The organism is Mycoplasma anserisalpingitidis (assembly GCF_007859615.1).
Taxonomy (GTDB): domain Bacteria; phylum Bacillota_I; class Bacilli_A; order Mycoplasmatales; family Metamycoplasmataceae; genus Mycoplasmopsis; species Mycoplasmopsis anserisalpingitidis.
Genome location: NZ_CP042295.1, coordinates 507,303 through 520,499 on the forward strand (window position 1 = coordinate 507,303; position 13,197 = coordinate 520,499).

The following is a 13,197-nucleotide window of genomic DNA, read 5'->3' on the forward strand; positions in this document are numbered from 1 at the left end:
CACTTTTAATATATAATATCTTAGAAAGGAATATATAAATGAATTTACAATTACCAAAAAATAAAAAGAAATGACTTATTGTCGGTGGTGGAGTTGCTTTAACAGCATTATCTGTTGGTTTTATTGCTTCAACAGCACAATATTGTTCCTCAGCAAAAACCGTTAGAAAACAGGAAACTGAAATTGTATTACTTAAACTTAAAATTAATGATCTTGAACAACAAAATAAACAATTGATTAAAGAAAAAGAAGAATTAACTGCTGAATTAAACTCATTGAAACAACGTCTTGAAACTTTACAAGCTCAATATGATCGTTCACGTAATGCTTGAAAAAGCACAACTGCTAACTATTTAAGTAAAATTAGTGATTTAAATAAGAAATTAAATTCTGATGATAATCGTTTTGAACCTTCAATTAATCCTGAAGAAAATGAAAAACCTGAATTAAGTTTTGAAGAGGAAATTGAATTATTTAAAAATAATGTTATTAGTTCAAAAGAACAATATAGTATTAGATTAAATGAACTTAAACAACAGCTTAGTGTCTTAAGAATTGAAACTAATTCAGAAACCACACAAAATTATGTTGATGAATTCTTAAAAGAGTTAAATGCTAAACAGGCGTTAATTGAAAATATGCCTGTAAATTCTCTTGAAGACATTACTGAGTTAGTAAATAGAATTAATTCAAGTGAAAGTGTTATTAATAAACAATACTTCAATCTTGTTGCAGAATTAACTAATGAAATTGCTAACAAGAAAGATACTATTGCAGAAAAGGAAAAACAACTTGCATCAGCATTTGAAAATGCTAAAGGTTTAATTAAACAAATTTTAGAAGCATCAGAAAATCAAATTGAGTACTTACTTAATTTAAGAGATAAAGTTAGTGTTTATCTTAATAAGGATTATTCTCAATATGCGTCTGAAGAATTTGCAAATAATATTAAATCAAGTGCTAACAACTTAATTTCTGATATTAATAACTATAAAATTGAATTAACTGTTGCGATTGAACAAGCTAAATTAGATTATGAAAAAGCACTTGAAAGTAAAAGAGTAGAGGACTTTACAAGTATCAACATTAAGAGTTTTGGAATTAAAAACAAGATCTTTTTAGATGAATTCGACTCACTTGCTAATAAAGATTTTGAGCAAGCATTTGCTAAATATACTAAACAACTTGCTGAATATGCTAAAAAATCACAGGAATACAATGACTTACAAATTGAGAATAATAAGAACTTAGCTAAAATTGAAGAATTAAACCGTGAATTATCTTTAGCAGAAGAAAAAATCAATAATTTTGATTCAACAATCACTGATTTAAATCAAAAACTTAAAGACAAGTTAATTGATTCTTTAATTCAAGTAAATTCTGTTTTAGAAACTGTAATTACTTCTTTAGAGAATGATAGTGCTGATAATAGTGAATTAGTTAATCCGCTTAAAGAACAATATGATGTTATCTTAAATACCATTCTTGAATCAACTGATCCAGAATTTGTAGAGAAATATTCAGATATTGCTAATAGTGCTTTAGCACTTATTTCAGACTTAATTTTCAATTATCAACAAAGTAGAGTTTTACCGCTTGAAGGAGAAATTGTTAAATTAAATACTGAAATTGAGAGATTGAATAGCACTATTGAAACAATGAAAACAAATATTGCTACAAAAGAAAGTTTAATTAGTCAATATCAAGAACAAATTGCAGAATTAGAAGCAGAAAAAGAAACTTTAACAACTAATTTAGCATCTACTAATGAAGAGTTAATAAGCACAAAAACTGAATTAGAAGACTTAAAATTTTCTAATAAAGCATTTTTAACTTCTCAAAAAGATGAATTAGCTAAAGTTAATAATAAACTTGATTTATTAAAAATTAAAGCTAAAGAAGTCTTGGTTATTTCGGAAGAAAGTAGTGCAAAAGAAGAATTAAGTGCTTTAGTTGGTAGCGAAACAAGTACTAGTGCTGAAGAAAGTATTGATAAAATTACTGAAGAGATTAAAAATAACAGTGAATTATCATTAAATATCATCAATAAACTTAATGAAGTGTTAAAAGTAAACTATGATAAAAAGATAGCTAATAAAGTTGCTGAACTTGAAGAACTTGGTACTCAAAAAGACCAAATTGAAGCTGCTAAAAACGCTTTAGAGAATGAATTGAGTGTTAAAACTGCTGAAAACCAAGCTACTTCTGAAGAATTGAATGACTTAGTTTCTAAACAAAATAGTTTAATTACTGAACAAGACAATAAATTTGATCAATTAATTTCTAAATACAAAGAATTAAGAGAACAAGGTACTCAATTATTAAGTAATTCAGTAAATTCAAGTCAAAAAACTGAACTTGAAAACAAATTAAATCAAAGTGTTGAAAGTGAAAAATCAAAAGAATTAAGCACTTTAGTAGCGCAAAACGACAACATCAGTGATTACAATATTGAATTAGTTGAGTTAATTAAAGAATTAACAAAAGCTAATTATGAAAAACAAATCAAAGATAAAAATGCTTATGAAGTTTTATTAAAAAACCAATTAACTGAAACTAAAACTTCAAAAGATAAATTAGCTGAAGATGTAAAAAGACTTGAAGCAGAGAATAGTGAACTTAAGAAAAATCAAGGTACTAAAGTACAAGAGTTAGAAACTAAATTAGCTACCGCTAATGAAGAAACCAAAAAACAAAGTGCTTTAGTAGCTGAAAAAGAAAGAAGAATTCAAGAATTATTAACTTCCTCTAATCCGTCTGAAATTTCAAGATTACAATCTCAAGTTTCAAGGTTAGAAAGTGATAAAAGAAGTTTACAAAGTCAATTATCTTCAATGACTACTGAAAGAGATGATTGAAGAAACAAATATTATAGTATAAGTACTAATGTGACCCCGCCTTCGCAAGTTGTGTCTTACATAACTTCAGCTGACTCAAATATACTTTTAACACCCTATGACCTAACATTAAACGAAACCATTGATTTAACTAACAAAATCTCAAGCAATGGAAAGATACAGTTCGATTCTATTATCAAAACAAGTAATAAAACTGATGAGTTAAGAGTAAGAGGATTGTTAACAAAATTTAATGCTTATGCTGAAAAGAACATCGTATATAAAGCTGTTCCGATTTCATATAATTTAGCTAATAAGATTACTAAAGAATTATCAACAATTACACTTAGTCAAAAATCTAATTGAACTACATCTAAGTTTAATGATTTTAGTTCAAACGGAAATTCAAAATTCTTTTCATTTAATTTAAATCAATCTACAGGAACATTTAATTCAACCTCAATTTATAAATCTGCAAAAGAACATACGATTGATAAATATTATGTAAGATACACAAGGGGTGGTGATGGTTATGAAAATAATTGATGGGAAGACTATAATTTTGAATACGCACCAGAAACTGATTATATTTACTATCAAAAGGATATTCAACAAAAGTACTTTTTAACTTCAAAAATTTTTGTTTTAGTAGATAGTTCAAATCAAGCTTATTTAGTTTCTGTACATCAATTCCAATTATGAACTGAACCACAAGATACAATCACCTTAAGAGAAGAAAGTAATTCAGGAACATTAAATGAAAGTAAGTTAAATTTAGGAGGTTATTCAAAAGGAACCAATATAAAAGCTAATATTTCTTTAGACCCCCAATATGAGAGAAGACTACCAGATGAAATGCAAAAAATTCAAGATTTACCATTAGAAATTATTGAATATAGAATAACAGGTTCTAAAATTAACTTGAACTCTCATTCTATAGTTCTATCTCACATTGCACCAAACGAAGTCAGAAAGCAATAAAAATTGCTTTTTTTTCTTTTGTTTTTTTAAGCATTATATAATTAGAATATGAAATTATTAACTCATAGAAAAATTAAGAAAAATTATATTAACTTTATAAAATTATTGAATTTAATTGATAAATCAAAATTTATCAGCGATAAGAAAATAGATATTGAAAAATTTGATAATATTTTGTTATCAATAAACAAAAATAAGAAGAAAATTGATGTAGATTTATTTATTCAATTAATCGATTTTTTACTATTATTTAATTCTTTAGGATATTTAGAAATAAATCTATTTAAGTTTAAGAATTTGATAGATTACAGTTTAACTAAATTACAAAAAACAATTAATAAATATACTCAACCAGACGAGTTAAAGAAAAAAATTAATGAATTTAATTTCCTTGTAAATTCAGTTCTTTTATTCAAAGAAGAAAAAGAATATAAAGAATATTGTAAGATTGTTGATCAAACTATAAAATCTTTTAATAATTTATTAAAATCGAACATAAATTTAAGTTCTGGAAAAATAACTAAAAAAAATAAACTAATTTTAATAATTGTTGGTTCTATTTCAGGATTTATAGCAGTTTCATCTGCAGTGATTGTTCCTACAACAATACACATATTAAATAAAGATAAAATAGTCCCTTGAACCAAGCTTCAGCAACCTATTAAAACTAATTTTGACTTAAAAAAATTCAATAGTATTCCTGAAAAATATTACAACTTAATAAATGAAAATATTTTAAACAAATCAGAAGATAAATTGTCTTATTTGGATGATTTTTTCAAAAAAATAAATCATTTGAATTTAAGATGACTTCCATTACAAAAATATTATAGTCAAACAACCCCAAAATTAGATAAAAGATATAAAAAAGAGATAGAAACAGCATTAGGAATTAAAAAAACCATAGATGAATTGTTGCAAGACTTAAAATTCTTAAGTAATAAATATCAAAATGATATTGAAATCTGCTTTAATGAATTACAGAGATATTTCAAACAAAATATCAAACCTACAAATATTATGAGTTTAACCCCTGATATTAAGAGTGTAGAAAACAAATATATTAGAAAAGTTATTGATAATATTGTTGTAGATTTTAATAAAGAATTTATAAATGAGTATGATTTATATAATACTAGTTCATTTAAACAATTTAAAAATTTTATTGATAAACTAAATTTATTCATTAGAGAGATAAATAATCAATATTTATGAGTTAAAGACTTAAAATTAAAATATTCTGTAAATGAATTAGATGAAGAAAGAATACTGCAAATTTATAATGATTTTAAAAATGATACAAATGTTGATTTTGATATTTGAATAACAAGAACAATTCAAAATTATATTGATTATTTTAGTAAAGGTAATCTCTTCCCTTTGATTGTTGAAAGATTAACATATTTCAAAAACAACTTTGACTTTGGTGTTAAAGAACATACTATGCAATGATTTATTACCAAAGACAAAAAATACACATTAAATCCGGGTAATGCTGAAAATATTGAATGAAGACTACCATATATGCGCGACAGCAAATATGGACTTATTAAATTAAATAGTGAATATATCATTAGTTGATTAATAAATTATGATGAATGACTTTGAGTAATTAATGATGAAGAGAAAATCGGAGAAATTAACTTAGAAAATGTTAAAGCATTCAATCATTGAAAAGATTTTAATAATGAGTTTATTGCTGAAGAATTTAAGAATTATGAAAATTTTTATATAAATATATCAGACTGAAAATATAATGCTTTTGATGAAAGAGATAATGCACATTTAAGATTATTCCATTACATAAATAATATTTACGGTGAGCATTTTGAAACCCATAATTCCAGAACTCATAAAGTATGAATGAGTTTTAATAAAATGACACCAATAAATTTTGATTATGACCTTTTTATAGACAAAACAAAACAAAAATATGATGTGATAGGGGGGGAAACACCCGCATATGAACTACTAACTGAACAACCTAATTACTTCACAGATATGGAACAATCAGGATTATATGATTTACAAATTTCTAAACAGTGAATAATAAAAGAAACAACTGAAATGTATGATTTTCCAAATTCAACTAAATTACTGGAAAACGGAAAAATTTGAATAGATTTGAAGTATTATAGTGATCCTAAAAACATAAGAAAAGATTTAATCGAATGAAGAGAAAACTGGCAAAAACTTTTACCAAAATACATTTCAAAAAAATGAAATGATAAACAAATAATACTTGCAATTAGTTATTACATTAATTCAAATGTAATGTATATGCATAAAAATCACTGAAGAGCATTTAATACTGATGGGAATAACTTTTTTAATCCCATTTCATTATTTAAAACCGATAGAACTCTTCAATGCTATGGATACTCACAAAATTTAAGTATGGCGCTTACCTTACTGAATATACCAGTTAGAATATTATGTGGAAACATTGTTAATTATTATAATCCACTAGCTTCTAGTGATGGTCATGCTTGAAATGAAGTTTTTGTTGATGGAATGTGAAAATGTGTAGATTTAACTTTTGCTGACTACCAAGAAAACTGAAGTAATTTTAATAGTGAGTTAGACTTAAATGAAATTTTTTTAGCAAGAGATGAAGGGACAAGAAGAAACCTTAGACTAGACTATACACATTACTTAACAACAATCATCAAATACCTAAACAAAGATGAAAATGGTAATTATGTGCATAACTATATTGACTTACCAACCCATTACTCTACTGACCCTGAAAATGAACTTAAATGAGAAAATATGCTTCCACTTTTAAGAAAACAATATAAAACTAATCAATATTAACACCTTTTTTGGTGTTTTTTATTTGCATTAATTATTTCGTTCATTAAATTAAATAATAGTGCATAATAAGTATGTAAATGTTTCCATTTACAAATAAAGTTAATGACTTAAAAGGAAAAAATGAAACAAAAAAATTTTTTAAGCAAAATGCAGGATAATGCATTTACTAGTATTGAAGATATAGGACGTTTTACATTTAATAATGTTTTTTATTATTTAAGAAATGAAAATGAATAAAAAGTTTTTAATTTTAGATTTATTTTGTGGAGCTGGAGGTCTAAGTTTTGGTCTTGAACAAATACCTAACTTCAAATCAGTAATTGGTCTAGATTTCAATAAACAAGCCTTAGAAACGTACAAGTTTAATCATAAAGACGCTATAGGAATTCACGGTGATATTACATTAAAGGAAGTAAAAGAAAGAATTATTAATTTATCCAAAGAAAAAGGTATAAATATGATAGTTGGTGGTCCGTCATGTCAAGGTTTCTCTAATAAAGGAAAAATGTTAGGTTTAAATGATCCGAGAAATTATTTATTTAAGGAATATGTAGAAATAGTGAAGCACGTTAAACCAAAATTATTCATTTTAGAAAACGCAAAAGGTATGATTAGCAGCGAAAATGGATATTTTATAAACGAAATAGTAAAGTCATTTGAAGAATTAGGTTATAAAATTTCTTATAAAGTATTGAATGCAGCAGACTTTGGGGTTCCACAAAATAGAGAAAGAACTATATTAATAGGGAGTTTAGATTTTCATTTTAACTTTAAAATTTTAGATGAATTTTAAACAAAAACTCCCACTGTTTATGAAGCAATATCTGATTTATCATATTTAAATTCTGGTGAAGGTGAAGAAATATCAGATTATATTAATGAACCCATTTCATACTATCAAAAACTAATGAGAAAAAACTCACTTAAACTTTACAATTATAAGGCTACAAATCATTCTAAACATGCTTTGTATAAGTTATCATTAATTCCACCAGAAAAAGGAAAGGAATTCTTACCAAAAGAATTATTGGGAAAACAAAAATTTAAGACAACTTGAACTAGATTAGAATGAAATGAACCTAGTCCAACAATAGATACTCGGTTTGATACTCCTTCTAACGGAAAAAATACACACCCAATATTAAATAGAGCAATAACACCAAGAGAAGCAGCAAGATTGCAGTCATTCCCTGATGATTTTATTTTTACAGGAACAAAAACTAGTGTTTGTACTCAAATCGGTAATGCTGTACCACCGCTTTTAGCAAAAGCTATAGGATTAGGGATAATTAAAGCATATTCGCTCGCAAGTGATAAATATGAAATTGATAATTGTACAATTTATAATGAAGATGCTTATTTAATTTATGATACATTGCTCGAAAATAATATAAAAGTCGATCATATAATAACCGATCCACCCTATAATATATCTAAAAAAAATAATTTTAATACAATGAAATCATCAAATAGAAAAGGTATTTATTTTGGTGATTGAGATAATGATTTTGATATTTATAACTGAATTGAAAAATATAGTAAGTAAGTAAAAATCAACGGGTCAATGATAATTTTTTGTTCATATCGATATATAAGTTATTTGATTAATTTTATAGAGAAATGTGATTTTGATGTAAAGGATATAATTGAATGAAAAAAGACAAATCCAATGCCGCGTAATGTTAATAGAAGATATGTACAAGATACTGAATTTGCTATATGAGCAGTAAAAAAGAAATCTAAATGAACTTTTAATAAACCTAAGGACAAGAAATATTTAAGATCTACCTTTGTTTCTCCAGTAGTTTCTGGATTAGAGAGAACATCACACCCGACACAAAAATCTTTATCTATTATAGAAGAATTGATTAAAATTCACACAAACGAAGGTGATTTAATACTAGATATGTTTTTAGGTTCAGGAACTACAGCAGTTGCTTGTTTAAAGAATAATAGAAAAATCTTAGGAATTGAAAAGGATAAAGTTTATTTTAATATTGCTGTTAAAAGAATATAAAAACTTTATAAATAAATTTATTCAACCAAAATAGTTTTAACTTAAACTGATTATCAAGATGCTTGAAGTAATTTTAATAGTGAACTTGATTTAAATGAAATTTTTTTAGACCGTGATGCTGGAAGTAGAATAAAATTTAGATTTCATTCACTTCATACATCAGAATTATCATTAAATATCTAAACAAAGATAAAAATGGAATTATGCGTATAATTGCGTTGACTTAGCTACTCATTACAGTACTAACCCTGAAACTGAACTTAAATGAGAAAATATGCTTCCACTTTTAAGAAAACAATATAAAACTAATCTATATTAACACCATTTTGGTGTTTTTTATTTATCTCAATTAAATAATAATAAAAAACCTGTTTAACAGGAGTTATTGAATAATTTTACTTTTGTGATTACAAAATTCATCGTTAAAAAGTTCTCATTCACCCACTTTCTTTTTTATTCTCCCAATTATGTAGCATTTTTAAGCGAATGTTAATTTTTTTAGGTGAATAAATTCATGCGTCGGACCTTAATTTTAGGTTTTCCATCAATAAAATATCAAATTCAATCCAGTGAAGAACAACCCGACTTTTGAGTAATTATTGTATTTCACTATGGTTTATAGCTATTATTTTTACTCCCTTTATTAGGGAACATTTCTTTTAAAAGAGTACCTTTTTATTCCCCAAAATTCAATGACTTATAGAAAACATTCTTTAGATTATTTCAATATACTTTGTCCCCAATTAATTGCTAAAATTGTATTTTATTTGTACTGCATTTTCACTTTTTTACTCATTTCGCTTTCACTTTTTTACTTATTTCACTTTCACTTTTTTCCACTCATAACAGGAAATAAAAAAACTAGATTTTTCTAGTTAATTTAACGTGTCTTTTAATTTGTTGCTATACAAATGATTGAGCAAACTATTGAATAATCAAAATTTATTATCTACTTAGCTCATTGCTTAGTTTTATTTATAACACTTGCTAATTTATTAATCATATTTTTGGTCAGGTTTACTAGTATTGTTAATAGGAATTTAAGTAATATTTCATTGTTTTTTGAAATCAATCTCTTATATGTTTCTACTGCTATTTTGAAATCTTTTGCAATAATATTATTTATTTTTGAATTAATTCACTCTCAATTTTCTGATATAAAATTATAAAATTCTTTTATATCTGATGTTCTATTAAAGAATTGATTGAAACTATTTCTAAAAAACTTTATTTTCACACAACTTATCAATATTTGTTAATAGACTAATTTTAGAATCAAATAAATGATCTTTAATATCAGTTAAACTATTCTTATTTATATCTTTATCTGTTAAAAATGAATTTATGAATTTTAAGTATTCAAAATTAGATTTGTATTCAGATATTCCGTTAAATTTCTGAAAGTTTCCTCATTACTTCACAAATAATATCTCAGTTTTCTTTATTGTGTTTTTCATGGTATTCTTTGATTTTTTGAAAACTTGGTAATTTTTTAATTGGTGCATTTTCCACAAATTTAATTTCAACTTTTGCCATACATTCTCCTTTTCTAAGTAAATTTAAGAATAAAAAAAGTATGAAAAAATGAATTACATTTTTGAAAGTTTCCTCATTACTTCACAGATAATATCTCAGTTTTCCTTATTGTGTTTTTCCTGATATTCTTTCATTTCTTCATACGTAATTTTCTTTATTGGTGCATTTTCAACGACTGTAATTTCTAGTTTTTTCGAATTCTTCCTAGTCATTTTCTTCTTTATTTTGATAATTTTTTTATTGATATGTTATATTCATTAACATTATCCTCATTAGTAATTTCTTTGATTTTTTCTAATATTTTAATTTTTTCATCAAATGGAATATCAATGGGGGTACTGTTTCAATCTATAACAGAATAAATATCTTCAGGTTTCATATGAAAATTCTCATTTAAGACAATCATTTTGTCTTTATTCTTAATTTTCAAGTAATAAACAACATTATTCTTCTTTCTAGCTTCTTTAATATCTTCCACCAGACAAAAGAAAACGTTTTTATTATCTTTGATTTTATTAGGATTGTCTTTGTATTGATCTTGATCAGACGTTAAAAGCATAATACTTTGAGGAATGTCTAATCATTTTTTGATATTTTGTACAAAACTAGATTTAAGCTGCACAACCTTACAGATATTCATTCTAATAACTTGTTCTTTTTCTTTCATTTTCTCCTTTTTAATATAAAAACTTAAACAAAAAAATTATATACTATATATGGAAATAATTTCATAAATAAGATAAAATATTTATATAAAGAAAAAAAAGAGAAAGGAGTTTATGGATCAAGAAAAAGTTATTAATAATGGAATTGAACAAAGAGCAATAAACAATGAACAAGAAAAAGAAATAAAAGTATATGATTCAATCAAATGCTTGTTTTGTAGTTCATTAAACATTGTAAAAAGGGGATTCAGAAACGGAAAACAAAAATACTGATGCAAAAAATGTAATAAAGTTTTTGTTTCCACGAATAACACTTCACTCTTTTATATTCATCAAAAAAGTTATAAATCATTTTCAAAGTTTTTAGAATGCTTAATTAGCGATATTTCCATTGCAGACATAGCTAGAATTTGTGGTGTTTCAGCTAACACAATTTATAACTGAAAAAAGAGAGTTATCTCACAACTTTTAGAGAAAAATAAAACATATAGATGTGTTTTTGCTGACTTAAATGAATATGATAAGTTAGATGATAAAATTAGTGATTTGTTAATAAATTAATCAATTAACAACAGAAATAACGTTCATTAAGGACGTTTTTTTATTTCAAGTCTGTTGTAAAGTAATAAAAAATATCCGAATAACGGATATAAATTTTATTTTGAAATGTTTATTTAATTAAATATTTTTCTAATTCTGATATTTTAATTGGAAGTTTTTTATTAAGAAAATCGACTGAGCAAAATTCACTAACTTTTTTTTCGATCAATTTAACATAATCATTAATTTCAATATTAATTCTTTTAATATCGTTATATTCAATTATAAAAAGAGTTAGATCAATAAAATGTATAGTTAAGATTTCTTCAAACTTACTAATAATTAAATTTCTACTATATTCTGCAAAACTTTTATCCAGCAAGTCTTCTCAGCTTTTACTTTCTAAACTAGGACAACGAAAGTTGACAAATAAATGTCAACTTTCGTTGTCCTAGTTTACAGTGCACTCTAATAAATGATTATTTCTTACCTAACATTGAAAACATATTTTTCTTGTAAACTTCAACTCCAGGTTGGTTGAATGGATTTACTCCAAGTAAGTAAGCTGACATTGCTAAAGCTCTTTCAAAGAAAATAAATAATGAACCTAAAGTTTCTTCACTAAAATCTTTGAAAAGAATATGTAAGTTTGGAACTTGTCCAACTTCAAAGTGAGCTTTTTGAGTAGCCTTAAATGCAACGTTATTTACTTCATGTAAAGTTTTACCACTTAAATAGTTTAATTGATCAATATCTTCAACATCATTTTTAAAAGTGATGTTATTTACAGGATTTTCAAGGGTTAAAACTGTTTCAAATAAAACTTTTGAACCTTCTTGAATCATTTGACCTAATGAGTGTAAATCTGTTGAGAAAATTCCACTTGCTGGTCAAAGACCTTTACTATCTTTTCCTTCACTTTCAGCAAATAATTGTTTTCATCATTCACTAAAGTATTGTAATTTAGGTTCATATGAAACCATCATTTCAACATGGTAATTCTTTTCAACATTTAATAAATATCTTGTAACAGCATATCTATAAGCATCATTTTCAGAAATCTTTCAGCTACTTAATTCTTTATTTGTTAATGAAGCACCTGCAAGCACTCTTTCTGCATCAATTCCAGCACAAAGGAATGGGAATAAACCTACTGCTGTCATAACTGAGAAACGACCACCAACATCATCAGGAACAATAAATTTAGTGTAATTTTTTCTTGTAGCTAATTCAAATAATAAACCTTTTCTTGCATCAGTTGTAGCTGCAATAAATTTAGAAGCTTGATCTTTACCAACTTTTTCTTCAAGTAAAATTCTAAATTCTCTAAAAGCTATAGATGGTTCAAGAGTAGTTCCTGATTTACTGATTACATTAATAGCAAATTTTTTATTTTTAACATATGCTAATTTTGAAACAAGTGCTTCAGAAGAAATATCATTACCTGCAAAAACTAATTCCATGTCTGGTCTTTTTTGTGAATATTCACCAAAGATAAATTCATATCCAGTTTTAGCACCTAAATATGAACCACCAATACCAACAACAACTACTACTTCAACACCTTCTTTTTTTCATTCTGAAGAAAGTTTTTTCATAGCTTTCATTTCTTCTTTATCATAATTATCTGGTAAATCATATCAACCTAGTCAATCTTTTTCAGCAACTTCGCGTTTAAGAACGCTGTTGTGAATTTGATCAACACGTTCTTGTAATAAATTCAATTTTGAATTTTCAATCATTGAGTATGTAGTATCTAATTTTAAAAATTTCATAATTTCCTTTCATTTTTTTTATTATACTA

Annotated in this window: 12 protein-coding genes; 6 read left to right on the top strand and 6 right to left on the bottom strand. The window is 25.3% G+C overall.

Annotation, left to right across the window (positions count from 1 at the left end):
- Positions 1-38 precede the first annotated feature (38 nt).
- From FRW55_RS01980 to FRW55_RS04190, 5 genes are all read left to right on the top strand, one after another.
- On the top strand, positions 39-3,818 hold the full coding sequence (locus FRW55_RS01980) for a hypothetical protein (protein WP_146368511.1): 3,780 nt from the start codon (positions 39-41) through the stop codon (positions 3,816-3,818).
- A gap of 48 nt (positions 3,819-3,866) precedes the next feature.
- Positions 3,867-6,635, top strand: coding sequence for a transglutaminase domain-containing protein (locus FRW55_RS01985; protein WP_146368512.1), 2,769 nt, complete (start codon positions 3,867-3,869; stop codon positions 6,633-6,635).
- Between the two features lie 229 nt (positions 6,636-6,864).
- Positions 6,865-7,428 (top strand): DNA cytosine methyltransferase, encoded by a 564-nt coding sequence (locus FRW55_RS04180; RefSeq protein WP_237025354.1) that lies wholly within the window; start codon positions 6,865-6,867, stop codon positions 7,426-7,428.
- 114 nt (positions 7,429-7,542) lie between these two features.
- Complete coding sequence (locus FRW55_RS04185; protein ID WP_237025355.1) at positions 7,543-8,181, top strand: DNA cytosine methyltransferase; 639 nt, start codon at positions 7,543-7,545, stop codon at positions 8,179-8,181.
- A gap of 54 nt (positions 8,182-8,235) precedes the next feature.
- Complete coding sequence (locus FRW55_RS04190) at positions 8,236-8,652, top strand: DNA-methyltransferase (protein WP_237025356.1); 417 nt, start codon at positions 8,236-8,238, stop codon at positions 8,650-8,652.
- 949 nt (positions 8,653-9,601) lie between these two features.
- On the opposite strand, the gene FRW55_RS01995 is transcribed toward FRW55_RS04190, so the two are convergent.
- The 4 genes from FRW55_RS01995 to FRW55_RS02000 all read right to left on the bottom strand — a co-directional run bounded on the left by FRW55_RS01995 (position 9,602) and on the right by FRW55_RS02000 (position 10,855).
- Positions 9,602-9,889, bottom strand: coding sequence for a hypothetical protein (locus FRW55_RS01995; protein ID WP_146368513.1), 288 nt, complete (start codon positions 9,887-9,889; stop codon positions 9,602-9,604).
- A gap of 152 nt (positions 9,890-10,041) precedes the next feature.
- The gene (locus FRW55_RS04100; protein WP_162848277.1) at positions 10,042-10,188 is read right to left on the bottom strand and encodes a hypothetical protein; all 147 of its coding nucleotides are present in this window, start codon (positions 10,186-10,188) and stop codon (positions 10,042-10,044) included.
- 53 nt (positions 10,189-10,241) lie between these two features.
- Positions 10,242-10,400 (bottom strand): hypothetical protein, encoded by a 159-nt coding sequence (locus FRW55_RS04105; RefSeq protein ID WP_162848278.1) that lies wholly within the window; start codon positions 10,398-10,400, stop codon positions 10,242-10,244.
- Between the two features lie 8 nt (positions 10,401-10,408).
- Positions 10,409-10,855, bottom strand: coding sequence for a hypothetical protein (locus FRW55_RS02000; RefSeq protein WP_146368514.1), 447 nt, complete (start codon positions 10,853-10,855; stop codon positions 10,409-10,411).
- Positions 10,856-10,967: 112 nt separating this feature from the next.
- Between FRW55_RS02000 and FRW55_RS02005 the strand changes: the two genes are divergently transcribed.
- Positions 10,968-11,414 (top strand): IS1/IS1595 family N-terminal zinc-binding domain-containing protein, encoded by a 447-nt coding sequence (locus FRW55_RS02005; RefSeq protein ID WP_146368515.1) that lies wholly within the window; start codon positions 10,968-10,970, stop codon positions 11,412-11,414.
- A 109-nt stretch (positions 11,415-11,523) separates the two neighbouring features.
- Here FRW55_RS02005 and FRW55_RS02010 read toward each other — a convergent pair whose 3' ends face one another.
- Positions 11,524-11,775, bottom strand: coding sequence for a hypothetical protein (locus FRW55_RS02010; RefSeq protein WP_146368516.1), 252 nt, complete (start codon positions 11,773-11,775; stop codon positions 11,524-11,526).
- A 97-nt stretch (positions 11,776-11,872) separates the two neighbouring features.
- The gene (locus FRW55_RS02015) at positions 11,873-13,168 is read right to left on the bottom strand and encodes a glucose-6-phosphate isomerase (protein WP_162848279.1); all 1,296 of its coding nucleotides are present in this window, start codon (positions 13,166-13,168) and stop codon (positions 11,873-11,875) included.
- Between the last annotated feature and the right edge of the window lie 29 nt (positions 13,169-13,197).